Here is a 23,925-nt window from a genome sequence, read left to right on the forward strand (position 1 = left end):
GCCCAGCTCACAAGGCCAGGCGGTAACTAAAAAAAAGAAAAGAAAAGGGAGCTTTACCTTGAGACGAACCAAAACCGCAGTACTGGCATTGTCCCTCAGTGGTCTGCCAGTCATGGCCCAAGCCGAACCTGCCAGCCAGGACTTCGTTCCGGTCAGCGTCAAATCCACCAACGCCCAGAGTGAAGCCAAGGGTTTCATTGAAGGCCAGAGCCTGTCCGGCTCGACCCGCAACTGGTATGCCCGCGAACGCGCCACCCGTGCGCCGATGTGGAAGTACTACAAGAGCGACGGTACCCAACACGACACCCACAGCCGTGACAACTGGGTGCAGGGCACCATCCTCAACTACAGCTCGGGCTTCACTGAAGGCACCATCGGCTTCGCCACCGAAGTCGCTGCCTACAACGCCATTGCCCTGGAGCGGGGACGCGCCGCAGTCGCCGGGCCGAACAACCGGACCCTGACCCACAGCGATGGCGACGTCATCGGCCAGTGGAGCAAGATGGGCCTGGCCAACGTCAAGGCACGGGTCTCCAACACCACCCTGACTGCCGGCCGCCAATCGATGGACACCCCGGTGCTTGCCTATATCGGCAACCGGGCCTTGCCCTCGAGCTTCGAGGGTGTGAGCCTGCACAGCGAAGAGTTCGACAACCTGTCCTTTGACATCGGCACCTTCGACCGGCTCTCGACCCGGACCGAACAGGGCACCAGCAAATTCGTTGCCGAGTACGGCGATCGCGCCTTTGAAGCCGACCACGTCAACATCGCCGGTGTGAACTACCAGCCACTGAAGAGCCTGAAAACCAGCTTCTACGTGTCCAACGTCGAAGACCTGTGGAACCAGTACTACTTCGGCGCCAGCCATGAACTGGGCGACAGCGCGGTACTGAGCCTGACCACCGGCCTGAACTACTACAAGACCAAGGATGAAGGCAAAAGCAAACTCGGCGACATCGACAACGACACTTACAGTCTGTCGCTCGGCCTGACCCACCAGGCGCACAACCTGACCTTCTCCTACCAGCAGGTCAACGGCAACGAGTACTTCGACTACCTGCACGACACCAACGCGATCTTCCTGGCCAACTCCCTGCTCTCGGACTTCAACGGCCCGAACGAGAAGTCGATGCAGATCGCCTACGTGCTGAACATGGCCCAGTACGGCGTGCCTGGCCTGAAGTTCAACCTGTACAACGCTCGCGGCTGGGACATCGACGGCACCCACTACAAGAGCACCGGTTACGACGTCCGCGGCCTGGACGGCGAGAACCACTACGAGTGGGGTATCGGCACCACCTACGCGGTGCAGAGCGGCACCCTCAAGGACACCACCATCCGCGCGACCTACACCGCGCACCGGGCCAGCAAGGCCCAGGCCGACGGTAGCCTGGACGAGCTGCGGATTGTCACCACCATTCCTTTCAATTTCCTCTAGAACGCGGTCTCCCGGTCGGTTCGCCGAATCGACCGGGACGGCTACTCTGGTTAATCGATTGCAGGAGGTTTCATGAAACTGTTACCACTACAGGCTGCCCTGGCAGCCGTCCTGTTGAGTACCGCGGCGGGCCTGGCGGCCAAGCCGCTGGTGGTGTGTACCGAGGCCAGCCCGGAAGGCTTCGATATCGTCCAGTACACCACCGCCGTGACCGCCGACGCCTCGGCCGAGGCCATCTTCAACCGCCTGGTCGACTTCAAGCCGGGCACCACTGATATCCAGCCGGCCCTGGCCGAGCGCTGGGACATCAGCGATGACGGCCTGACCTACACTTTCCATCTGCGCCCGGGGGTCAAGTTCCACACCACCGACTATTTCACCCCCACCCGAGAGATGAATGCCGACGACGTGCTGTGGAGTTTCCAACGACAGCTGGACCCCAATCACCCGTGGCACAACAAGACCAGCATCGGCTTCCCCTATTTCGAAAGCATGGGCTTCAAGGACCTGCTCAAAAGCGTCGAGAAGACCGACGAGCACACCGTGGTCTTCACCCTGACCCGCCCCGAAGCGCCCTTCCTGCGTGACCTGGCCATGGCCTTCACCTCGATCTATTCCGCCGAGTACGGTGACCAGTTGCTCAAGGCCGACAAGACCGCAGAGCTCAACAGCAAGCCGATCGGCACCGGCCCGTTCATCTTCCAGCGCTACAACAAGGACGCGCAGGTGCGCTACAAGGCCAACCCGGACTATTTCCGCGGCAAGCCACCAGCCGATGCACTGATCTTCGCCATCGCCAACGACAACAACGTGCGCCTGCAAAAGCTCAGGGCCAACGAATGCCAGGTGGCGCTGTATCCCAAGCCCGATGACATCCCCAGCATCAAGGCCGACCCCAAGTTGAAAGTGGCCGAGATGGAAGCCCTGACCACCGGCTACATCTCGCTCAACACCGAACACAAGTACCTGAGCGATGTGCGCGTGCGTAAAGCGATCAACATCGCCTTCGACCGCCAGACCCACGTCGATCAACTGTTCGGCAAGGGCAACGCGCTCGTCGCCGTCAACCCTTACCCGCCGAGCATGATTGGCTACAACACCGACAACAAGAACCCGCCCCGCGATCTCGACAAGGCCCGCGCCCTGCTCAAGGAAGCCGGCGTGCCCGAAGGCACCGTGCTGACCTTGTTCACCCGCAATGGCGGCGGCCCGACCAACCCCAACCCGCGCCTGAGCGCCGAAATGCTCCAGGCGGACCTGGCCAAGATCGGCCTGACCGTCGATATCCGCGTGATGGAGTGGGCCGAAATGCTGCGCCGGGCCAAGAAGGGTGAAGCCGATATGGTTTCAACCGGCTGGGCCAGCGACAACGGCGACCCGGACAATTTCCTCAGCCCGCTGCTCAGCTGCGATGCGGTGAAAAGTGGCGAGAACTATGCCCGCTGGTGCAATCAAACCTTCCAGCAGTTGATCAGCAAGGCCCGCGAAGTCACCGACAACAATGAGCGCGCAGCGCTCTATGTAAAGGCTCTGGCGGTGTACGATGAAGATCAACCGTGGATCAGCATGGCCCATCCGCAGATGTTCACCGCCATGCGCGACAACGTTGAGGGGTACCACATCAACCCCCTCACCAATAACAACTTCGCCACTACCCAGGTGAAGTAGAACAAGAACGACCGCCGGCGCCCTAGACGGGTGCCGGTGGGCATGCCTTACCGGCTGATGAGGTACTCCAGAAGATGTTTAGTTTTATTGCCCGGCGACTGGGATTGCTGATCCCGACCTTCTTCGGCATCACCTTGCTGACGTTTGCGCTCATACGGCTGATACCCGGTGATCCGGTGGAGGTCATGATGGGCGAGCGCCGGGTCGACCCGGAAATGCACGCCCAGGCCATGGAGCGCCTTGGCCTGAACAAACCACTGCCCGAACAGTACCTGGACTACGTCAGCAAGCTCGCCCAGGGTGACCTCGGCGAGTCGCTACGCACTCGCGAAAGCGTCTGGACCGAGTTCCTCGCGCTGTTCCCGGCCACCCTGGAACTGGCCATGGCGGCCCTGTTTTTCGCCGGGGTGATCGGCTTGCTGGCCGGGGTAATCGCCGCGCTCAAGCGCGGTTCGCTGTTCGATCATGGGGTCATGGGCATCTCGCTGGCCGGCTACTCGATGCCGATCTTCTGGTGGGGCCTGATCCTGATCATGTTCTTCTCCGTGAGCCTGGGCTGGACCCCGGTTTCCGGACGTATCGACCTGCTCTACGACATCGAGCCGAAAACCGGCTTCATGCTCATCGACACCCTGCTCAGCGATGAAGAAGGCGCCTTCAAGGACGCACTGATGCACCTGATTCTGCCGGCCATCGTCCTGGGCACCATTCCGCTGGCGGTGATCGCGCGGATGACCCGTTCCTCGATGCTCGAAGTGCTGCGCGAAGACTACATCCGCACCGCCCGCGCCAAGGGCCTGTCGCCAGCCCGTGTGGTGTTCGTGCATGGCCTGCGCAACGCACTGATCCCGGTGCTGACGGTGTTCGGCCTGCAGGTCGGCACCTTGCTCGCCGGTGCCGTACTGACCGAAACCATCTTTTCCTGGCCGGGCATCGGCAAGTGGCTGATCGAAGCCATCGGCGCCCGTGACTACCCCGTGGTACAGAACGGCATCCTGTTGATTGCCTGCCTGGTGATCCTGGTCAACTTCGTCGTGGACATCCTCTACGGCCTGGCCAACCCACGCATCCGTCATCAGCGCTGAGGGCCTCGTCATGACTACCCCACTTCCGAAAGCTGTTACCACTCCAGCCACCGCCGTCGACCAGAGCCTGCTCTACCCTTCGCCATACAAGGAATTCTGGCAGGCCTTCTCGCGCAACAAAGGCGCGGTCGCCGGGCTGATGTTCATGAGCCTGATCGTGTTCTGCGCGCTGTTCGCGCCCTGGGTCGCACCGCACAGCCCCAGCGAGCAGTACCGTGATTTTCTGCTGACCCCGCCGGTGTGGCTTGAAGGCGGCAACTGGCAGTTCATCCTCGGCACCGACGAACTGGGTCGCGACCTGCTCTCGCGGCTGATCCAGGGCTCACGCCTGTCGCTGCTGATCGGCTTGTCGTCGGTGGTAATCTCGCTGATCCCGGGGATCTTCCTCGGTCTGCTGGCCGGGTTCTTCCCGCGCATCCTCGGACCGTCGATCATGCGCCTGATGGACGTAATGCTGGCCCTGCCCTCGCTACTGCTGGCCGTGGCGATTGTCGCCATCCTCGGCCCTGGCCTGATCAATACGGTGATCGCCATCGCCATCGTCTCGCTGCCGTCCTATGTGCGCCTGACCCGCGCCGCAGTCATGGGTGAACTGAACCGCGACTACGTCACCGCTGCGCGCCTGGCCGGTGCCGGCCTGCCACGGCTGATGTTCGTCACCGTGCTGCCCAACTGCATGGCGCCACTGATCGTCCAGGCCACCTTGAGCTTCTCTTCGGCGATCCTCGACGCTGCCGCCCTGGGCTTCCTTGGCCTCGGCGTACAGCCGCCAACCCCCGAGTGGGGCACCATGCTGGCCTCGGCCCGCGACTACATCGAACGCGCCTGGTGGGTAGTGAGCCTGCCTGGCCTGACCATTTTGCTCAGCGTGCTGGCAATCAACCTGATGGGTGACGGACTGCGCGATGCGCTGGACCCCAAACTCAAGAATGCCGCCTGAGGAGATCGCCATGTCACTTCTGCAAATCAACAATCTGAATGTGCGCTTTGGCGACGCCAACGCGGTACCGGTGGTCGACGGCCTGGACCTCTCGGTCGATGAAGGTGAAGTCCTGGCCATCGTCGGCGAGTCGGGCTCGGGCAAATCGGTGACCATGATGGCGCTGATGGGCCTGATCGACGCCCCGGGGCGGATCACCGCCGATGCCCTGACCTTCGACGGCACCAACATGCTCAAGCTCAGCGGCCGGCAACGGCGCAAGGTGGTGGGCAAGGATATGGCCATGGTCTTCCAGGACCCAATGACCGCCCTCAACCCCAGCTACACCGTGGGCTTCCAGATCGAGGAAGTGCTGCGCCAGCACCTGGGTCTGCGCGGCAAGGCTGCCCGCCAGCGTGCCCTGGAACTGCTCAAGAAGGTAGAAATCCCCGGCGCCGAAAGCCGCCTGGATGCCTACCCGCATCAGCTTTCCGGTGGCATGAGCCAGCGGGTGGCGATCGCCATGGCCATTGCCGGCGAACCCAAGCTGCTGATCGCCGACGAACCGACCACCGCCCTCGATGTGACCATCCAGGCGCAGATCATGGAGCTGCTGCTCAACCTGCAAAAAGAGCAGAACATGGCCCTGATCCTGATCACCCACGACCTCGCCGTGGTCGCCGAAACCGCCAAGCGCGTGTGCGTGATGTACGCAGGCCAAGCCGTGGAAGTCGGCCAGGTACCGGAACTGTTCGACGTGCCGGCACACCCCTACAGCGAAGCGCTGCTGGCGGCGATCCCCGAACACAGTGAAGGTGCCGAGCGCCTGGCGACCCTGCCGGGTATCGTCCCCGGCCGCTACGACCGCCCTGAAGGCTGCCTGCTATCGCCACGCTGTCCGTATGTGCAGGAAAGCTGCCGCCGGCAGCGACCAACCCTCGATCCTCAGGCCCATAGCCAGGTGCGTTGTTTCTACCCGCTGAACCAGGAGGTGGCGTAATGACCGTCGTCCTTACCGCCCGTGAACTGACCCGTCACTACGAAGTTTCCCGTGGCCTGTTCAAAGGCCATGCCCTGGTGCGCGCACTCAACGGTGTGTCCTTTGAACTGGAAGCCGGCAAGACCCTGGCCGTGGTTGGCGAGTCCGGCTGTGGCAAGTCGACCCTGGCCCGCGCCCTGACCCTGATCGAAGAGCCCTCGTCCGGCTCGCTGAAAATTGCCGGCCAGGAAGTTGCCGGGGCCAACAAGGCCGAGCGCAAGCAACTGCGCAAGGACGTGCAGATGGTGTTCCAGAGCCCCTACGCCTCGCTCAATCCGCGGCAGAAGATCGGCGACCAGTTGGGCGAACCGCTACTGATCAACACCAACCTGTCCAAGGCCGAACGCCGCGCGAAGGTCCAGGCGATGATGCAGCAGGTCGGCCTGCGCCCCGAGCATTACCAGCGCTACCCGCACATGTTCTCCGGTGGTCAGCGCCAGCGTATCGCCCTGGCCCGGGCAATGATGCTGCAACCGAAAGTGCTGGTGGCCGATGAGCCGACTTCGGCCCTCGACGTATCGATCCAGGCCCAGGTGCTGAACCTGTTCATGGACCTGCAGAAGGAGTTCAACACCGCCTACGTGTTCATCTCCCACAACCTGGCGGTGGTGCGCCACGTGGCGGACCAGGTGCTGGTGATGTACCTGGGGCGGCCAGCGGAAATGGGGCCCAAGGAGGATATCTACAGCAAGCCGTTGCACCCATATACCCAGGCCTTGCTGTCGGCCACACCAACCATTCATCCGGACCCGCTCAAGCCGAAGATCAAGATTTCCGGCGAGTTGCCCAACCCGCTGAACCCGCCGCCTGGCTGCGCTTTCCACAAGCGTTGCCCGTATGCCACTGAACGTTGCGCTTGCGAGGAACCGGCGTTCAGGCAGGTGGGGACGCGGCAGGTAGCGTGCCATTACGCCGAGCAGTTCCTTTAACCGCATCGCGGGTCAAGCCCGCTCCCACAGTCCACCCTGTGGGAGCGGGCTTGACCCGCGATTGGCCCCTCCATCACTATCGCGCAATGACCCCAGACCCAATCCCCGACGGCCCGGAACAAACCCCGGAAACCGCCGCCACCGTCCTGCGCTATCACCTGTGCTGGAAGCATCGCGACCTCGACGGGGTCATGGCCTTGTATCACCCCGATATCCAGTACAACGACTACTTCCAGAACCGTGTCCTGCACCTCGATGAGCTGCGCGAATACGTGCGCGTGAGCATGCCCCGCGAAGCCGATGAAGATATCGTCCACAGCGATCGCATCCGGGTCGACGGCTGCACCGCCTTCATTCAGTACCAGGTCACCCTGCGCGGTGGCGAGGGCCTGGTGGCGTTTCAGGCCAGCGAAGCGATTACCGTGCGCGACGGGCTGATCTGGCGGGTCAACGAGTACGCCTCGCTGGTCCGTGCCCCCAGCCAGGACACCGGCCACAACGACCTGCGCCCGGCCGTCAGCCGCCTGGGCCTGTCACCGCGCCAGCTGAGCTTCATGGCCCAGGACCTGGAGCAGTACTTCCAGCGCCAGCAACCCTACCTCGACCCGGAGCTGGACCTGCAACGGGTAGCCCGCGAAAGCGGCTACAGTCGCAACCAGATCTCCTACCTGCTCAACCAGGTGCTCGGCCAGAGCTTCTACCGCTACGTCAACCAGGCGCGCCTGCAGCACTTGCTGACCAGCCTGGGGGCCACCTCCACGGTTGCGCGCATCGACGAGCTGGCCTTTGCCGCCGGCTTCAACTCGCTGTCGGCGTTCTACAAGTGTTTTCGCCAGCACACCGGCCTGTCGCCCAAGGCCTATGTGAAACAGAATTCTCTGCGTGCACGCACGTAAGACACAGCGCCCCGCAAGCTTCTAGGATCGCCACAGACCGTTACCGATGTGGAGCCGAACAATGCTGGCATGGCGCAGTATCAGCCTGTGGATGGACCAACTCGATGAGCCGTTGAGCGCACGCCCCGCGCTGCAACAGGACCTGGACGTCGACGTCTGTATCATCGGCGCCGGCTACACCGGGCTGTGGACCGCCTACTACCTCAAGCGCCTGGCGCCAACGCTGAACATCGCCATCGTCGAAGCGCAGATAGCCGGCTTTGGCGCCTCCGGGCGCAATGGCGGCTGGCTGATGGGCAACCTGCTGGGCGAAGACCGCCTGCTCGCCGGCTGCACGCCCGAACAGCGGCGCGCCGCCTACGACCTGCTGCACGGCATCCCCGATGAAGTTGCCCAGGTGCTCGAACGCGAAGGCATCGATTGCGACTACCGCAAAAGCGGCGTGCTGTATTGCGCAGCGCGCTACCCCGAACAGGAAACCAGCCTGCGCGCGTACCTGAACAAACTCTACAAACAGGGCCTGAACGAAGCCGACTATCGCTGGCTGAGCCCCAATGAGCTGGAATCCCAGCTGCGTATCAACCGCCCCTATGGCGCAATTTTCAATCCCAATGTCGCCACCATCCAACCGGCCAAACTGGTGCGCGGCCTGGCCCGTGCGGTCGAGGCCATGGGCGTCAACCTTTACGAGAACAGCCCGGTCACCGCGTGGCGTAGCGGTGAAGTTCGCACGCTACAGGCACGGGTCAAATGCCAGTGGCTGGTACCAGCGGTCGAGGGTTATTCGGTCAACCTGCCGCCGCTGGGCCGCTACCAAATGCCGGTGCAAAGCCTGTTGGTGGCCACCGAACCGCTGTCTGACGACACCTGGGCGCAGATTGGCCTGAGCCATGGCCAGGCATTCAGCGAGAACAGTCGCCAGGTGACTTACGGCCAGCGCAGCGCTGACAACCGCCTGGTGTTTGGCGCGCGCGGAGGGTACCGATTCGGCGGACGCCTGCGCGAGAACTTCGACCTCACCAACAGCGAAATCGAGCTGCGCCGCTACTTGTTCGGCGAACTCTTCCCGCAACTGAAGAACGTCAACATCACCCACGCCTGGGGCGGCAACCTGGGCATGGCCCGGCGCTTTGCGCCGCACATGTTCTGCGACCGCAAACAGGGCATCGCCCTGGCCGGCGGCTACGGCGGCGAAGGCGTTGGCGCCAGCAACCTGGGCGGGAGGACCCTGGCCGAACTGATCCTTGAGCGGCGCGGCGTACTCACCGAACAACCCTGGGCCAGTCACGACCGGGCCCTGCACAGTCTGCCCGGCTGGGAGCCGGAACCCTGCCGCTGGCTGGGCTACAACGCGATCATCAAGAGTTTCGTCCATGAAGACCAGACCCTCGCCAACCCGGCCAGCGCCCCCTGGCGCCGACGCCTGGCCAGCGGCGTAGCGGACTTCATGGAAGGTTTCATGCGCTGACTTTTCGTTCCCCCTGCACAGGATTCACCGCGATGAGCATTACCCAGTTCAAGAACACCGACAGCGTCACCCTGGCCGAATCCAACCCAGTGGCCGTACCGCTCGGCGAGCCGGTCTCGATCGCCTCGGTAACCAGCGTCGAGCGCAGCGATGGCGTTGAAACCGGCATCTGGGAATGCACCCCGGGGCGCTGGCGCCGGCAGATCGTCCAGCAGGAGTTCTGCCACTTCATCAAGGGCCGCTGCACCTTCACTCCCGATGGCGGCGAACCGCTGACCATCGAAGCCGGCGACGCCATCATGCTGCCGGCCAACAGCACCGGCATCTGGGATATCCAGGAGACCGTGCGCAAGACCTATGTGCTGATTTTCTGATCATTTGATCGCCTGCCTCCTTCGATAAAAAACAGACCAAGCAAGGAATCCAGACATGCGCCCATTGCTCTTCGCACCCTTGTTGCTCGCCGCCTCCATCGCCCAGGCGGCCGATTCGGTGAAAATCTACAACTGGTCCAGCTATATCGCCCCCGACACCCTGAAGAACTTCCAACAGGCCAGCGGTATCGTGCCGACCTACGACGTGTTCGACAGTAACGAAACCCTCGACGGCAAGCTGATGACCGGCAACTCCGGCTATGACGTGGTGTTCCCGTCCAACCACTTCATGGCCCGGCAGATCCAGGGCAAGGCGCTCAAGCAACTGGACAAGCGCCAGTTGCCCAACTGGAAGAACCTCAACCCGGTGCTGCTCAAGGCTCTGGAGGTCAACGACCCGGGCAACCAATACGGCTTCCCCTACCTGTGGGGCAGCACCGGGATCGGCTACAACATCGACAAGGTCAAGGCGGTACTGGGCGACAACGCGCCGGTGGACTCCTGGGACCTGATCTTCAAGCCCGAGTACATCAGCAAGCTGAAAAGCTGCGGCGTGGCGGTGCTCGACAACGGCCCGGAACTGTTGCCAATTGCCCTCAACTACCTGGGCCTGCCGCACCACAGCCAAAAGCCCGAGGATTACGACAGGGCCAAGGAACTGCTGATGAAGGTGCGCCCGTACATCAGCTACTTCCATTCCTCCAAGTACACCGGTGACCTGGCCAATGGCGATATCTGTGTGGTGGTGGGCTTTTCCGGCGACGTGCTGCAGGCCAGGAACCGCGCCGAAGAAGCCAACAACGGCGTGAAGGTGGGTTACTCGATTCCCAAGGAAGGTGCGCCGATGTGGTTCGACATGGTCGCCATGCCAGCTGATGCGCCGAACGAAAAAGCCGGCTACGCCTACATGAACTACCTGCTGCAGCCTGAGGTGATGGCCAACATCAGCAACCATGTGCAGTACGCCAACGGCAACCTCAAGGCCGACACCCTGGTCGACCCGGCGCTCAAGGCCAACACCATGATCTACCCGAGTGACGAGATGCTCGGCAATCTGTATGCGCTGGAGGCGATGCCGGCCAAGATCGACCGCATTCGCACGCGGATCTGGACCAGTATCAAAGCGGGGAACTAGGCCTTCGGCCAGCTGTAAGCTGCAAGTTTTTAGCGGCAAGAAAGAGCGGAGTGTGTGCGGTCTGCTCTTTCTTGCCGCTAGAAGCTTACAGCTTGCGGCTTAAATCAGTGATGCTCGCGGGTAGCGCGGAATTTCACATCCGGCCAGCGCTCTTCCATCAATGCCAGGTTGACCCGGGTCGGGGCCAGGTAGGTCAGGTGACCACCGCCGTCGATGGCCAGGTTTTCCACCGCCTTGTTCTTGAATTCCTCGAGCTTCTTCTTGTCGTCGCAGCTGATCCAGCGGGCCGACCAGACGGTGATCGGCTCGTAGGCGCATTCGACCTTGTACTCTTCCTTCAGGCGGCTGGCGACCACATCGAACTGCAGCACACCGACGGCGCCGAGGATGATGTCGTTGCTGCGCTCGGGGAAGAACACCTGGGTCGCGCCCTCTTCGGCCAGCTGCTGCAGGCCCTGGCGCAGTTGCTTGGACTTGAGCGGGTCTTTCAGGCGAACGCGGCGGAACAGCTCCGGGGCGAAGTGCGGAATACCGGTGAAGCCCAGGGCCTCACCTTCGGTGAAGGTATCGCCGATCTGGATGGTGCCGTGGTTGTGCAAGCCGATGATGTCGCCGGCCCAGGCCTCTTCCAGTTGCTCGCGTTCGGAGGAGAAGAACGTCAGCGCGTCACCGATACGCAGGTCCTTGCCGGTACGCACGTGGCGCATTTTCATGCCCTTCTCGTATCGGCCGGAGCAGATACGCATGAAGGCGATACGGTCGCGGTGCTTGGGGTCCATGTTCGCCTGGATCTTGAACACGAAACCGCTGAACTTCTCTTCGGTCGGCTCGACGGCGCGCTCGTTGGCCTCGCGCGGCAGCGGGCGTGGCGCCCAGTCGACAACGGCATCGAGCACATGGTCGACACCGAAGTTGCCCAGTGCGGTACCGAAGAACACCGGGGTCAGCTCGCCGCGCATGAACTCGCCCTGGTCGAACTCGTGGCAGGCACCCTGCACCAGCTCCAACTGCTCGAGGAAGCGCTCGTACTCGTCACCCAGGTGGGCGCGGGCTTCATCGGAGTCGAGCTTCTCGATGATCTTCACCTCGGTGCGCTCGTGGCCGTGGCCTGGGGTGTAGACGATGATGTAGTCGCCCGCCAGGTGGTACACGCCCTTGAAATCGCGGTAGCAACCGATCGGCCAGGTGATCGGCGCGGCCTTGATCTTCAGTACCGCTTCGATTTCGTCGAGCAGTTCGATCGGGTCGCGGATGTCACGGTCGAGTTTGTTGATGAAGCTGACGATCGGCGTATCACGCAGGCGGCAGACGTCCATCAGGGCGATGGTCCGTGGCTCGACGCCCTTACCGCCGTCGAGCACCATCAGCGCCGAGTCGACGGCGGTGAGGGTACGGTAGGTATCTTCCGAGAAGTCTTCGTGGCCCGGGGTGTCGAGCAGGTTGATCATGTGCTCGCGATAGGGGAACTGCATCACCGAGGTCGTGATGGAGATACCACGCTGCTTCTCCATTTCCATCCAGTCGGAGGTGGCATGGCGGTCGGACTTTCGCGATTTCACCGTACCGGCAACGGCAATCGCCTTGCCCATCAGCAACAGCTTCTCGGTGATGGTGGTCTTACCCGCATCGGGGTGGGAAATAATGGCGAAGGTGCGGCGTTTCGCGACTTCGGCGGCCTGGTTGGTCATGGGAAATCGCCTGGCAGGTGATTCAAAAAAGGGCGGCGATTATAGCCCAAATTTACCCCCAAACTGAACCGTTGGGTTAATCGGCGCTGGCCAAATGCCGCTTCAGATGGGAACCTTTACGGCTGTGGAGGCGTCCACTCCCCTGATATGCAATCGGTCATGACCGTTCGTCAGGGTTGGTTTCACCGGCACTACGAGCCTGACGAGGCTTCGCTTATGGCGTGTTCAGCTCCGATTTCGGACAACGCGCTGCTTATCGCGATCACACTGCCTGCCGCCTGGAATGGTGGCCGCCACGGGAGTGTGTTCGCCGACAACAAAAGGAGTCCGCCTGTGGCTAAAAGCTATGGCAAGGGGCTGATGGGATGTGCCTTCGTGCTCGTCATCCTGGCCCTGCTGATCCACTGGATCGGCATCGATACGATCGCGCACTACCGCGCCGATCTGTGGTTCTACCTGCAAGCGCACCTGATGCTGGTGTTGCTGTCGATGGTGGCGGCGTTAGCCGTGGGCATACCCGCTGGGATTGCCTTGAGTCGACCGCATCGGGTCGACCGCGCCGAACGTTTCATGCAGTTTTTCAACATTGGCAACACCATCCCCCCTCTGGCCGTTCTGACCATTGCCCTGAGTTTCCTGGGCATTGGCGCCGGTCCCGCGATCTTCGCGCTGTTCCTCGCCTCCCTCCTGCCGATCGTACGCAACACCTACGAAGGCCTTAAAAACGTTCCCGCCTCGCTCAAGGAAGCCGCTACCGGCATCGGCATGACCCCGCGCCAGACACTCTGGCGGGTCGAGCTGCCCAACGCCGTGCCGATTATCATCGGCGGTGTGCGGGTGGCCCTGGCGATCAACGTCGGTACCGCACCACTGTCGTTCCTGATCGGCGCCAACAGTCTGGGCAGCCTGATTTTCCCCGGCATCGCCCTGAACAATCAGCCGCAACTGCTGCTCGGCGCTGCCTGCACCGCCCTGCTCGCCCTGCTGCTCGACGCCCTGGTGGCGCAGTCCAGCCGCCGTTGGCTTGAACGCGGCCTGGCTCACTAAGCGAAGGAACTCCAATGAAAAGAATCGCCTTGTTGCTGGGCGCGGCCCTGCTGTTCGCAGGATTTGCCCAGGCCGCGAGCAAACCTGTGATCCGCCTTGGCGCGCGGGTCTTTACCGAACAAACGGTGCTGGCGGAAATCACCGCTCAGTACCTCAACCAGCATGGTTTTGACGTGCGCATCACCGGCGGCCTGGGCAGTAACCTGGCCCGCAGCGCCCACGAAACCGGCCAGCTGGACATGGTCTGGGAATACACCGGCGTCTCGCTGGTGTCCTACAACCATATCGACGAGCGCATGCCCAGCGCCGCCGCGACCTACGCCAGGGTCAAGGAACTGGATGCCAGGAAAGACCTGATCTGGCTGACGCCGTCGAAGTTCAGCAACACCTACGCCCTGGCCCTGCCGCGCAAGGTCGCCGATCAGTACCCGCAGGTGAACAGCATCAGCGAACTGAACCAGGTGCTGCGCGATGAAAAGGACCGCACCCACGTGGTGGCCCTGGACACCGAGTTCGCCAACCGTCCCGATGGCCTGGTGGGCCTGACCGAAACCTACGACCTGCAACTGACCCGCCGCGACATCCGCCAGATGGACGCTGGCCTGGTCTACACCGCGCTGCGCAACGGCCAGGTGTTCAGTGGCCTGGTGTACACCACCGACGGGCGCCTGAGCGCGTTCGACCTCAAGCTGCTGGAAGACGACAAGCACTACTTCCCCGACTACACCGCCGCCCCGGTGGTGCGCAAGGCCGTGCTCGACGCCAACCCACAACTGGCCAGCCTGCTCAAACCGCTGGCCGAGCAACTCGACGACGAGACCATGCGTCAGCTCAACGCCAAGGTCGATGTCGAACACCAGAGCCCGGGCAAAGTCGCCGCCGAGTACCTGCGCCAGCATCCACCTGCACAGGAGCAGCCATAACATGCTCGATACCTTTACCCACCTCGACTGGGCCCAGGTACTGCACCTGACCTGGCAGCACATCACCCTGGTCGGCATCGCCGTCAGCCTGGCAATTCTGTTCGGCGTGCCGCTGGGCATCCTCATGACCCGCTTCCCGGCCCTCGCAGGCCCCTTGCAGGCCAGCGCCACGGTGCTGCTGACCATTCCCTCGATCGCCCTGTTCGGCCTGTTGCTGCCGTTCTATTCCAAGTTCGGCCAGGGCCTGGGGCCGCTGCCGGCGATCACCGCGGTATTCCTCTATTCGCTGTTGCCGATCCTGCGCAACACCTACCTGGCCCTGACCAACGTCGAGCCGGGCATCCGTGAAGCTGCCCGCGGCATCGGCATGACCTTCGGCCAGCGCCTGCGCATGGTCGAGCTGCCTATCGCCGTGCCGGTGATCCTCGCTGGCGTGCGTACCGCCGTGGTCATGAACATCGGCGTCATGACCATCGCCGCGACCATCGGCGCCGGTGGCCTGGGCGTGCTCATCCTCACCTCCATCAGCCGCAGCGACATGTCGATGCTGCTGGTCGGTGCCGTGCTGGTGAGCCTGCTGGCCATCTTCGCCGACCTGCTGCTGCAAGCCCTGCAACGCTCCCTGACTCCAAAAGGACTGCGCCCATGATCGAACTTCAGAACCTCAGCAAGACCTTTCACGCCAACGGTAAAGACGTCAAAGCCGTCGACTCCGTCAGCCTGACCGTCAACGAAGGCGAGATCTGCGTGTTCCTCGGCCCGTCCGGTTGCGGCAAGAGCACCACGCTGAAAATGATCAACCGCCTGATCACGCCCACCTCGGGCAAGGTGCTGATCAACGGCGAAGACACCACCGGCCTTGATGAAGTGACCCTGCGTCGGCGCATCGGCTATGTGATCCAGCAGATCGGTCTGTTCCCGAACATGACCATCGAGGAGAACATCACCGTGGTCCCGCGCCTGCTCGGCTGGGATAAACAGAAATGCCACGAGCGTGCCCGCGAGTTGATGAGCATGATCAAGCTTGAGCCCAAGCAGTACCTGCAACGCTACCCGCGTGAACTGTCCGGGGGCCAGCAACAGCGCATCGGCGTGATCCGCGCCCTGGCCGCCGATGCACCATTGCTGCTGATGGACGAGCCGTTCGGTGCGGTCGACCCGATCAACCGCGAGATGATCCAGAACGAATTCTTCGAGATGCAGCGGGCGCTGAACAAGACCGTGATCATGGTCAGCCACGACATCGACGAAGCGATCAAGCTGGGTGACAAGATTGCGATTTTCCGCGCCGGCAAGCTGATCCAGATCGACCACCCGGACACCCTGCTGGCCCATCCTGCCGACGACTTTGTCAGCAACTTCGTTGGCCAGGACAGCACCCTCAAGCGCCTGTTGCTGGTGCGAGCCGAAGACGCCGCCGACAACGCGCCGTCGGTGAGCCCGGAAACGCCGGCCAACGAGGCCGTGGAACTGATGGACGAACATGATCGCCGGTATGTGGTAGTCACCGACGGGCAGAACAAGGCCATGGGGTATGTGCGCCGTCGCGACCTGCATCGCCAGCACGGCAGCTGCGCTGATTTTCTGCGCACCTTCAACGCCACCGCATCGCACGATGAACACCTGCGCATCCTCCTGTCGCGGATGTACGAGTTCAATCGCTCGTGGCTGCCGGTGCTGGATGCCGAGCAGGTGTTCCTCGGCGAAGTGACCCAGGAATCGATTGCCGCCTACCTGAGTTCGGGGCGTTCGCGTGGGGGCAAGACCAGCATTGTGTCGCCGGCAGAAGCGGTCGCGTAACGCTGAAAAGCATCGCGGGGCAAGCCCGCTCCTACATGTGGGAGCGGGCTTGCCCCGCGATCAGGCCTCAGAAGCCTACACTGGCCTGCACATAGAAGGTGCGCGGTTCACCCAGGTAGATCCCCGAGTTGTTATCGCTGGAGCGGGTGAAGTACTGCTTGTCGAAGATGTTCTTCACCCCGGCCGCGAGCTTGAGGTTCGACAGTTCCTTGCCGAAGTCATAGCCACCGCGTGCCGCCCAGGTCACGTAGCCCGGAATATCACCGTACTGGCCATCGGCGCTCGGCTCGGTGATGTAGTTGCCGTTGAAACTGCCATCGGCATTCATGCCGGTACCCGGTGCGCGCTGTTTCGATTGGGCGTAGGCATCCAGGTTCCAGGTCCAGCGATTGATCTCATAACGCAGCCCGGCGTTGACGATCTGCCGCGAGTAAAACGGCAAGTCACGACCCTTGAATCCCGGGATCTCACCTTCATAGGTGGCGCGGGTGTAGGTGAACCCGGCATTGGCACTCAGGCCCTGCAGACGCGGATCGAGCCCCGACAGGTCGTAATGCATCGAGGCTTCGATGCCCTGGTGTTTGGTCGCACCGAGGTTGGTCCAGCCGATGTCGTTGCTGATGTACTGCAGCTCGTCATCGAAGTCGATGTAGAACGCGGTCAGCTCGCCCCCCCAGGTACCGTTGTTGAAGCGGGTACCCACTTCGTAGGTCTTGGCCTTTTCGGCCTGCAGGCCGTTGGCGGTCTGGTCGCCGCTGCCGCCCTGGCCAAGCTGGAAGTACTGCAGGCTGCCGAACGAGGTCTCGTAGTTGGCGAACAGCTTCCACTCATCAGACAGGTGATACATCACGCTCAGCGCCGGCAACGGTTCGTTGCTGGTCACGCTGCGGTTCTTTTCCTGCACCGGCACGCCGTTGGTACCGCGCACCGGGCGCTCATGCCAGTCGGTGTTGATGTGCTCGAAGCGGATTCCCGGGGTGATGGTCCAGTTGCCGACATCGATCTTGTCATCGATGTAGTAAGCGCTGGCTTCGGTACCGCCGGTGCGGTCCTGGAATACATGGCCATCGGAACTCGGGGTCACGGTCGGCACGTTGTTGATCAGCGCCAGGCGGGTCGACTGCTCGTGCATCGCTTCTTTCAGGTAGCGGTAACCGACGCTGACTTCCTGAGTGGTGGGGCCGGCGAAGAAGATCCGCGAAACCCGCGGCTCAATGGCGAAGGTGCGGTAGCTGCGCGGGTACGACGACAGGGTTTTCTGGTCGCGGGCCGCAATGCTGCTGCCGCGGAAGCTGTCGGTGTAGTAGGTCTGCACTTCGAACTGGGTGACGTCGTCGATCTGGCGCAGGTACTTGAAGGACACATCCTTGCGCCGTCCGCTGAAGGTGTCGTAGTCGCGGTCGGACTGGTACGGGTCGTCGTCGAACTGGGCCTGGGTCAGGCCACCGGGCATGTCGGCCTTGGCGTCATAGTAGTGGAAGTTGAGCCAGAACTCGTCGCTGTCGGTGACCGCCCAATGGGTCTTGAGCAACACGTCATCGATATCGTTGTCGTTGTTGCTGCTGCGATAGCCATTGCCGTTGACCCCGGAGTAGAGCAAGGCCGCACCCAGGCCATTGTCGGCAGTGCCGCCGAGAAACGCCGACTCGATGTGCTTCCAACCGCCGTGGCGGGAAGTTTCCATAGTGGTCGACAGTTCGCCGGTGGCTTTCTCGGGGATCGCCCGGGTAACGAAGTTGATCACCCCGCCGACGTTCTGCGGGCCATAGCGCACGGAGCCGGCGCCACGGACCACGTCGATGCTGTCGAGGTTGCCGGAGGAAATCGGCGCCATCGACAGTTGTGGCTGGCCATAGGGCGCAAACGCCGCCGGGATGCCATCGATCAACACCGTGGAGCGTGGCGACAACCGCGAGGTCAGGCCGCGCACACCGACGTTCAAGGCGATGTCGCTGCCGCCGGTGCCGTTGGAATCCTGCACCTGGACACCTGGCACACCGCGCAGCACATCGCGCACGTTCAATGCGCCCTGCTCGACCATCGCTTCGCGGCGTACCACGGTGCGCGCACCGGGATGGTTATGGACCACGGTTTCTTCGGCGCTGCCAAGCCAGTCACCGACGACCTTGACGTCGGTGGGCGCCAATTCAAGGCTGCCGGAGCTCAGAGTGCCGGCCGTCTGCGCAGGGTGCAGGACGACGGTTCCCTGGGAAATTTCGTAGGTCAGGCCACTGCCTTCAAGCAACGCGCGCAGGGCCTCTTCCGGTTGCAGGTTGCCGGACACCGCTGGCGCCTGCTTGCCCGCCACCAGTTCCGGGCTGAAGAACAGTTGCAGCGAAGTCTGCTGACCCAGCTGGCTCAACGCCGAAGCCAGGGGCTGGGCCTGGATCTGGATGCTCGCAGGCGCCGGGGCGGCATAGCTGCTGGCGATACCGCCGCTGACAGCCAGGGCCAAGGCCAGGGGCAACCAGCGAGAAGAACGCGGGGAAACTTTGTTGTTGTTCACGTCGTCGAGAGGTCCTGAGGGTCCAAATAGATGTCAATGCCATGCAAATGGAAATGCTTGGCAGTTGCAGTTGGGCAGGAAGACGAACAACTGAAAAAAAACCTGAATTTATTTTGCGATTATTTCGCGGGAGCCATCGGCATGGGCCTTGATCGCCACCGGCAGGATGCTTGGCAGCGCCCGCAGCAAGGCGTCGGTATCGTCGGCATTGAAGGTGCTGCTCAGGCGCAGCGCGGCGATCTTGCCGGGGGCCACACGCAACGGCTGCTCGCGGTAGCGCGAGACTTCCTTGACCACCTCGCTGAGCGGCGCATCGTTGAACACCAGCTTGCCCTTGCGCCAGGCGGTCACTGCTGCGGCATCCACCGCGTAGGGCGCCGCCACCTGGCCGCGGGCATCAATGTACGAACCCAGCCCGGCTGTCAGCAACGCCCTGGAAGCATCGCGGCCTTCAACCCGCACCGAGCCGTTCTCGACCGCCACGCGGGTTTGCTCAGGGTCCTGACGTACATCGAAACGGGTACCGGTCACAGTCACCGTGCCGTTGCCGGTGCTGACCACAAAGGGCCGCTCGCTGTCGTGGGCGACGCTGAACATCACCTCGCCCTCACGCAATTCGATACGCCGCTGACCGGCGCTGAACTGTACGACCAGTTGCGTACGACCATTGACTTCAAGCTGTGAGCCATCCGGCAAGTCGAGCTGGCGACGCTCGCCCAGGGCGGTCTGCACCTGGCCCTGGTAATTGAGCTGATGCTGCTGCCAGCCAGACCAGCCCAAGCCCAAGCCCAGCGCCAGGGTCGCGATGCCGGCCGCCAGCGCCTGGCGAACAAAACGCCGACGGGGCAACTGGCTGACCGGATCAGGCTGACACAGGGCCTCAAGACGCGCGCGCGGCACCTGCCCGGCAGCACCCCAGAGCGTGCCAAGCAGATCGAATTCGTATTGATGCTGCGGGTGCTCGGCCAGCCAGCGCTGCAGCTCGCCCTGTTGCGCCGGCGCCAGGGCGCCATCGCGGCTGCGGGCAAACCACTGGGCCGCCTGCTCGCGCACGGTCTCGCTGCCGCAACGGCATGCGTGCTGATTCATGAATACATTCGCCTGACTCATCTCGTCGACACATCCAGGTGCTCACGCAGATGCCGGAGCGTGCGGATCATATACTTTTCGACCATGTTCTTGGTCAAGCCCATGCGCGCGGCGATCTCGGCCTGGGTCAAGCCTTCGAGCTTCTGCCAGATGAACACCCGCCGGCAATTAAGCGGCAACTCGGCCAGGGCACGCTCGACGCTGTCGGCCAGTTCCACGGCATTCATATAGGCCTCCGGATCGCCACTGGCGTCACTGCCAAGCTCGAAAGCGTCCTGCTCCAAGGCCTGGCGGCGGTCTTCGCGGCGATAGCCGTCCACGGCAATGTTGCGTGCGATCTGGTGCAAATAGGCCCGCGGCTGCTCGACCCCGGCCTGGTCGTTTTCCAGGACCCGCACAAATGCGTCATGCGCCAGGTCCTCGGCCTGTTGACGACTACGCAGTTTGCGCGTCCAAGTGCCGATCAGCTCGTGGTAGTGGTCAAGGAAGCCTTTGTGTCGCGACACGGGGCGGGTCTTCACAGGCGATAATGAATGGCGCGAATAGTAATGTTTCTTATTAAGGCCGGCAATCGAAGATCATCCCTGCCGACGAAGCGCCTGAAGGGAAAAAAATCCGCAAAAAAACATGTCGATGACCGGCGGTCAGAGCGGAAAAAAATATGAACGGTCGCCCTCCAATCTCACATTCAGACGTAACCTCATTGCGCCTCAAAATTCCCGACATTTACCGCACTTTCGCCACCAACTTCGACGATTGCATCCATTTGCGTGTTCTACGAAAGATCCCGGCGTATACGGGTATTTTTAACGCTTTTGTCATCAAATTGAACATCTACTGTTTACCTGGGTCGGTTAAAAAGTGGCTAGCCAATTCAGGGCGACGGACGTGTGCAAAAACGCGACATTTTTTGTTGATCTCAAGCCCCTCAGGTCCTAAAGTTCGCGCCGAACGTCCATGCTGGAAACGATCCATCCGGCTCAAGTACTGACGACGAGACAGCAAGGTCACCCGTAGCTCGCTTCATCACGCACGGTTGACCTTTTTGCTTTCGGCGACATGCCTTGGGAAGTAGGCGAACCAAAGTGGGGATACGGAGGACGTTCAGTTGCAGCCACTTATTTTTTCAGTTTGCCCATGGAGTCCCTAAGCATGTCGATTCAGGTCGAAGACTACTTCGCGCGCGATACCTTCCAGAAAATGAAGGCCTTCGCCGACAAGCAAGAAACCCCGTTCGTGCTCATCGACACCCAGATGATCAGCCAGGCCTATGACGACCTGCGCGCCGGTTTCGAATTCGCCAAGGTCTACTACGCGGTCAAGGCCAACCCGGCCGTGGAGATCATCGACCTGCTCAAGGAAAAGGGCTCGAGCTTCGACATCGCCTCGATCTACGAGCTGGACAAAGTGATGGGCCGCGGTGTCAGCGCCGATCGCATCAGCTACGGCAACACCATCAAGAAGTCCAAGGACATCCGCTACTTCTACGAGAAGGGCGTGCGCCTGTACGCCACCGACTCTGAAGCCGACCTGCGCAACATCGCCAAGGCCGCCCCAGGCTCGAAGGTCTATGTACGCATCCTCACCGAAGGCTCGACCACCGCCGACTGGCCACTGTCGCGCAAGTTCGGCTGCCAGACCGACATGGCCATGGACCTTTTGATCCTCGCCCGCGACCTGGGCCTGGTGCCTTACGGCGTGTCGTTCCACGTGGGCTCGCAACAGCGCGACATCAGCGTCTGGGATGCGGCGATTGCCAAAGTGAAGGTGATCTTCGAACGCCTGAAAGAAGAAGACGGCATCGAGCTCAAGCTGATCAACATGGGTGGCGGCTTCCCGGCCAACTACATCACCCGCACCAACAGCCTGGAAACCTATGCCGAAGAGATCATCCGCTTCCTCAAGGAAGACTTCGGCGATGACCTGCCGGAAATCATCCTCGAGCCAGGCCGTTCGCTGATCGCCAACGCCGGCATCCTGGTCAGCGAAGTGGTGCTGGTGGCGCGCAAGTCGCGTACCGCCGTCGAGCGCTGGGTGTACACCGATGTGGGCAAATTCTCCGGCCTGATCGAAACCATGGACGAGTCCATCAAGTTCCCGATCTGGACCGAGAAAAAAGGCGAGATGGAAGAAGTGGTGATTGCCGGCCCGACCTGCGACAGCGCCGACATCATGTACGAGCACTACAAGTACGGCCTGCCGCTGAACCTGGCCATCGGTGACCGCCTGTACTGGCTGTCGACCGGCGCCTACACCACCAGCTACAGCGCGGTGGAATTCAACGGCTTCCCGCCGCTGAAGGCTTACTACCTGTAAGCGTCGTATCAGGCTGCCCGGCAGCCCCTTCGGGGCCCGTTTGCAGTTGCAGCAAACGGGCCCGGTAGGCCGGCGCCAGGGCGCGGATTTCGGCTTGCCCGGCCTGCTCCAGCGCAGGTCCTGCAACCCTCAGGAAGTTCACGTTACCAATGGCCAATGCCTGCTCCAGCCAAACCAGGGCCTCGTGCGTCTGCCCTTTGGCGGCCAGCACCCCGGCATGGCTGAACTGCCCGCGGAAATCCCCAGCCTCTGCCGAGCGCTGATACCAACCTTGCGCGCCGCCTTCATCACGCGGGCAATGCAACCCTTCTTCCAGATAACGCCCCAAAAGGTTCATCGACTTGGCATGACCGAGTTCGGCCGCCTGGCGATATAGAACCAGGGCTGCAGCACTGTCCTCTGTCACGCCGCGACCAGTGGCAAGCAGATTGGCGAAGTTGTACATCCCCCAATCGAGGCCGGCGCGGGCCGCCTGACGATAACGATCAGCTGCCGCCGTAAGATCCTCTGCCCCACCCCAGCCATGCTCCAGACAACGCCCGAGCATGTTGTGCGCCATGGCACTGCCACGGCTGGCGGCAATGCTGAACCAACGCCGGGCCAGGGCCGGATCCTGCTCGATACCGCGACCGTCGAGGAGAATCTGCCCGAGCAGCAACTGCGCCTCAACGATGTCCTGCCCTGCGGCGGCCAACAATGCCTGGGCAGCCTTGGCCGGGCTGTGTTGGAGCATCTGGGCGAACTGTTCGCTGTCCAGTTCCTGGCGATTGCGTAACGCAAAGGTCATGGCTCAGACCTCGACCCAGCGGCGCAGCAGGTTATGGTAGGTGCCGGTCAGCTGGATCAGCGCCGGATGATCAGGCACATCGGCGCCCAGTTGCTGGATGGCATTGTCCATCTCGAACAGCAACGCACGCTGGCTGTCTTCGCGCACCAGACTCTGAGTCCAGAAGAACGCCGCATAACGTGCACCACGGGTCACCGGGTTGACCTTGTGCAGGCTGGTACCCGGGTACAACACCAGATCCCCCGCCGCCAGCTTCACCTGCTGCACGCCGAAGGTGTCCTGGATCACCAGCTCGCCACCGTCGTAGTCCTCGGGGTTGCTCAGGAACAGCGTCGAGGACAGGTCGGTACGCACCCGCTCGTGGCTGCCGCGGGGCTGGCGCAAGGCGTTATCGATATGGAAGCCGAAATTGCCGCCCTCGCGGTAGCAGTTGATCAGCGGCGGGAAAACCTTGTGTGGAAGCGCCGCCGACATGAACTGCGGATGCTGCCATAGGCGCTCGATCAGCGCCGTGCCGATCTCCTTGGCCAGCGGGTGGCCTTCGGGCAATTGCAGGTTGTGCTTGGCCTTGGCCGACTGGTAGCCCGCGGTGAGCTTGCCGTCGGCCCATTCGGTTTGCTCCAGCGCCTCGCGAATGCGTTGGACCTCCTCGGTGGAGAACAGGCCGGAAATATGTAGCAGCATGGCGCGGGCACCTGAAGGCGAAAAGACGTCAATGGTATTGATTCCCATTGACTCTCTACAAGCCCTTTCGGCGGGTGGGACGTTTCAGCAGAAAAAAACCGCCAGAAACAAATTGTAAAGATTGTAAATTCAGC

At 62.1% G+C, this 23,925-nt stretch carries 21 protein-coding genes; 15 read left to right on the top strand and 6 right to left on the bottom strand.

Annotated features, from left to right (window positions below):
* Positions 1-112: 112 nt before the first annotated feature.
* The 10 genes from F8N82_RS20145 to F8N82_RS20190 all read left to right on the top strand — a co-directional run bounded on the left by F8N82_RS20145 (position 113) and on the right by F8N82_RS20190 (position 10,951).
* Positions 113-1,438: an OprD family porin gene (locus F8N82_RS20145; RefSeq protein ID WP_052251583.1), complete on the top strand. Its 1,326-nt coding sequence runs from the start codon at positions 113-115 to the stop codon at positions 1,436-1,438.
* Positions 1,439-1,510: 72 nt separating this feature from the next.
* Positions 1,511-3,106: an ABC transporter substrate-binding protein gene (locus tag F8N82_RS20150; protein WP_038996978.1), complete on the top strand. Its 1,596-nt coding sequence runs from the start codon at positions 1,511-1,513 to the stop codon at positions 3,104-3,106.
* 74 nt (positions 3,107-3,180) lie between these two features.
* Complete coding sequence (locus F8N82_RS20155) at positions 3,181-4,191, top strand: ABC transporter permease subunit (RefSeq protein ID WP_036993941.1); 1,011 nt, start codon at positions 3,181-3,183, stop codon at positions 4,189-4,191.
* Positions 4,192-4,201: 10 nt separating this feature from the next.
* Complete coding sequence (locus F8N82_RS20160) at positions 4,202-5,131, top strand: ABC transporter permease subunit (protein WP_038996981.1); 930 nt, start codon at positions 4,202-4,204, stop codon at positions 5,129-5,131.
* A gap of 10 nt (positions 5,132-5,141) precedes the next feature.
* The gene (locus tag F8N82_RS20165; protein WP_038996982.1) at positions 5,142-6,110 is read left to right on the top strand and encodes an ABC transporter ATP-binding protein; all 969 of its coding nucleotides are present in this window, start codon (positions 5,142-5,144) and stop codon (positions 6,108-6,110) included.
* Positions 6,110-7,078, top strand: a complete 969-nt coding sequence (locus F8N82_RS20170) for a peptide ABC transporter ATP-binding protein (protein ID WP_038996983.1) — start codon at positions 6,110-6,112, stop codon at positions 7,076-7,078. Before F8N82_RS20165 ends, F8N82_RS20170 begins: the two co-directional genes overlap by 1 nt.
* Before the next feature lie 86 nt (positions 7,079-7,164).
* The gene (locus F8N82_RS20175) at positions 7,165-7,974 is read left to right on the top strand and encodes an AraC family transcriptional regulator (RefSeq protein WP_038996985.1); all 810 of its coding nucleotides are present in this window, start codon (positions 7,165-7,167) and stop codon (positions 7,972-7,974) included.
* Positions 7,975-8,035: 61 nt separating this feature from the next.
* On the top strand, positions 8,036-9,442 hold the full coding sequence (locus F8N82_RS20180) for an NAD(P)/FAD-dependent oxidoreductase (protein WP_038996986.1): 1,407 nt from the start codon (positions 8,036-8,038) through the stop codon (positions 9,440-9,442).
* 32 nt (positions 9,443-9,474) lie between these two features.
* The gene (locus F8N82_RS20185) at positions 9,475-9,816 is read left to right on the top strand and encodes a cupin domain-containing protein (protein WP_038996988.1); all 342 of its coding nucleotides are present in this window, start codon (positions 9,475-9,477) and stop codon (positions 9,814-9,816) included.
* Positions 9,817-9,871: 55 nt separating this feature from the next.
* Positions 9,872-10,951, top strand: a complete 1,080-nt coding sequence (locus F8N82_RS20190) for a polyamine ABC transporter substrate-binding protein (RefSeq protein ID WP_038996989.1) — start codon at positions 9,872-9,874, stop codon at positions 10,949-10,951.
* A gap of 104 nt (positions 10,952-11,055) precedes the next feature.
* Here the strand turns inward: F8N82_RS20190 and F8N82_RS20195 are convergent, their stop codons facing one another.
* The gene (locus tag F8N82_RS20195) at positions 11,056-12,639 is read right to left on the bottom strand and encodes a peptide chain release factor 3 (RefSeq protein WP_010223431.1); all 1,584 of its coding nucleotides are present in this window, start codon (positions 12,637-12,639) and stop codon (positions 11,056-11,058) included.
* 333 nt (positions 12,640-12,972) lie between these two features.
* On the opposite strand from F8N82_RS20195, the gene F8N82_RS20200 reads away from it, so the two are divergent.
* The 4 genes from F8N82_RS20200 to F8N82_RS20215 are packed head-to-tail and all read left to right on the top strand — an operon-like array spanning position 12,973 to position 16,409.
* Complete coding sequence (locus F8N82_RS20200; protein WP_038996991.1) at positions 12,973-13,686, top strand: ABC transporter permease; 714 nt, start codon at positions 12,973-12,975, stop codon at positions 13,684-13,686.
* Between the two features lie 14 nt (positions 13,687-13,700).
* The gene (locus F8N82_RS20205; protein WP_038996992.1) at positions 13,701-14,609 is read left to right on the top strand and encodes a glycine betaine ABC transporter substrate-binding protein; all 909 of its coding nucleotides are present in this window, start codon (positions 13,701-13,703) and stop codon (positions 14,607-14,609) included.
* A gap of 1 nt (position 14,610) precedes the next feature.
* The gene (locus F8N82_RS20210) at positions 14,611-15,258 is read left to right on the top strand and encodes an ABC transporter permease (RefSeq protein ID WP_038996994.1); all 648 of its coding nucleotides are present in this window, start codon (positions 14,611-14,613) and stop codon (positions 15,256-15,258) included.
* Complete coding sequence (locus F8N82_RS20215) at positions 15,255-16,409, top strand: betaine/proline/choline family ABC transporter ATP-binding protein (RefSeq protein ID WP_038996995.1); 1,155 nt, start codon at positions 15,255-15,257, stop codon at positions 16,407-16,409. Before F8N82_RS20210 ends, F8N82_RS20215 begins: the two co-directional genes overlap by 4 nt.
* A gap of 67 nt (positions 16,410-16,476) precedes the next feature.
* Here F8N82_RS20215 and F8N82_RS20220 read toward each other — a convergent pair whose 3' ends face one another.
* The 3 genes from F8N82_RS20220 to F8N82_RS20230 form a co-directional block, all read right to left on the bottom strand.
* Positions 16,477-18,915 (bottom strand): TonB-dependent siderophore receptor, encoded by a 2,439-nt coding sequence (locus F8N82_RS20220; protein ID WP_038996996.1) that lies wholly within the window; start codon positions 18,913-18,915, stop codon positions 16,477-16,479.
* Positions 18,916-19,023: 108 nt separating this feature from the next.
* Complete coding sequence (locus tag F8N82_RS20225; protein WP_038996998.1) at positions 19,024-20,004, bottom strand: FecR family protein; 981 nt, start codon at positions 20,002-20,004, stop codon at positions 19,024-19,026.
* Positions 20,005-20,021: 17 nt separating this feature from the next.
* Positions 20,022-20,510: an RNA polymerase sigma factor gene (locus F8N82_RS20230; RefSeq protein ID WP_038997000.1), complete on the bottom strand. Its 489-nt coding sequence runs from the start codon at positions 20,508-20,510 to the stop codon at positions 20,022-20,024.
* 646 nt (positions 20,511-21,156) lie between these two features.
* Here F8N82_RS20230 and F8N82_RS20235 point away from each other — a divergent pair.
* Positions 21,157-22,320 (top strand): type III PLP-dependent enzyme, encoded by a 1,164-nt coding sequence (locus F8N82_RS20235; protein WP_036993923.1) that lies wholly within the window; start codon positions 21,157-21,159, stop codon positions 22,318-22,320.
* Here F8N82_RS20235 and F8N82_RS20240 read toward each other — a convergent pair.
* Positions 22,283-23,107, bottom strand: coding sequence for a tetratricopeptide repeat protein (locus F8N82_RS20240; protein WP_080764800.1), 825 nt, complete (start codon positions 23,105-23,107; stop codon positions 22,283-22,285). The genes F8N82_RS20235 and F8N82_RS20240 overlap by 38 nt on opposite strands.
* Before the next feature lie 3 nt (positions 23,108-23,110).
* Positions 23,111-23,791, bottom strand: coding sequence for a Fe2+-dependent dioxygenase (locus F8N82_RS20245; RefSeq protein ID WP_038997001.1), 681 nt, complete (start codon positions 23,789-23,791; stop codon positions 23,111-23,113).
* Between the last annotated feature and the right edge of the window lie 134 nt (positions 23,792-23,925).

The organism is Pseudomonas fluorescens, assembly GCF_902497775.2.
In the GTDB taxonomy this organism is placed as follows: domain Bacteria; phylum Pseudomonadota; class Gammaproteobacteria; order Pseudomonadales; family Pseudomonadaceae; genus Aquipseudomonas; species Aquipseudomonas putida_F.

Excerpts from the sequence above, each read along its gene's own strand:
- F8N82_RS20145 (WP_052251583.1), top strand. The coding sequence starts at position 113 with ATGGCCCAAGCCGAACCTGCCAGCCAGGACTTCGTTCCGGTCAGCGTC.
- F8N82_RS20150 (WP_038996978.1), top strand. The coding sequence starts at position 1,511 with ATGAAACTGTTACCACTACAGGCTGCCCTGGCAGCCGTCCTGTTGAGT.
- F8N82_RS20155 (WP_036993941.1), top strand. The coding sequence starts at position 3,181 with ATGTTTAGTTTTATTGCCCGGCGACTGGGATTGCTGATCCCGACCTTC.
- F8N82_RS20160 (WP_038996981.1), top strand. The coding sequence starts at position 4,202 with ATGACTACCCCACTTCCGAAAGCTGTTACCACTCCAGCCACCGCCGTC.
- F8N82_RS20165 (WP_038996982.1), top strand. The coding sequence starts at position 5,142 with ATGTCACTTCTGCAAATCAACAATCTGAATGTGCGCTTTGGCGACGCC.
- F8N82_RS20170 (WP_038996983.1), top strand. The coding sequence starts at position 6,110 with ATGACCGTCGTCCTTACCGCCCGTGAACTGACCCGTCACTACGAAGTT.
- F8N82_RS20175 (WP_038996985.1), top strand. The coding sequence starts at position 7,165 with ATGACCCCAGACCCAATCCCCGACGGCCCGGAACAAACCCCGGAAACC.
- F8N82_RS20180 (WP_038996986.1), top strand. The coding sequence starts at position 8,036 with ATGCTGGCATGGCGCAGTATCAGCCTGTGGATGGACCAACTCGATGAG.
- F8N82_RS20185 (WP_038996988.1), top strand. The coding sequence starts at position 9,475 with ATGAGCATTACCCAGTTCAAGAACACCGACAGCGTCACCCTGGCCGAA.
- F8N82_RS20190 (WP_038996989.1), top strand. The coding sequence starts at position 9,872 with ATGCGCCCATTGCTCTTCGCACCCTTGTTGCTCGCCGCCTCCATCGCC.
- F8N82_RS20195 (WP_010223431.1), bottom strand. The coding sequence starts at position 12,639 with ATGACCAACCAGGCCGCCGAAGTCGCGAAACGCCGCACCTTCGCCATT.
- F8N82_RS20205 (WP_038996992.1), top strand. The coding sequence starts at position 13,701 with ATGAAAAGAATCGCCTTGTTGCTGGGCGCGGCCCTGCTGTTCGCAGGA.
- F8N82_RS20210 (WP_038996994.1), top strand. The coding sequence starts at position 14,611 with ATGCTCGATACCTTTACCCACCTCGACTGGGCCCAGGTACTGCACCTG.
- F8N82_RS20215 (WP_038996995.1), top strand. The coding sequence starts at position 15,255 with ATGATCGAACTTCAGAACCTCAGCAAGACCTTTCACGCCAACGGTAAA.
- F8N82_RS20225 (WP_038996998.1), bottom strand. The coding sequence starts at position 20,004 with ATGAATCAGCACGCATGCCGTTGCGGCAGCGAGACCGTGCGCGAGCAG.
- F8N82_RS20235 (WP_036993923.1), top strand. The coding sequence starts at position 21,157 with ATGTCGATTCAGGTCGAAGACTACTTCGCGCGCGATACCTTCCAGAAA.
- F8N82_RS20240 (WP_080764800.1), bottom strand. The coding sequence starts at position 23,107 with ATGACCTTTGCGTTACGCAATCGCCAGGAACTGGACAGCGAACAGTTC.
- F8N82_RS20245 (WP_038997001.1), bottom strand. The coding sequence starts at position 23,791 with ATGCTGCTACATATTTCCGGCCTGTTCTCCACCGAGGAGGTCCAACGC.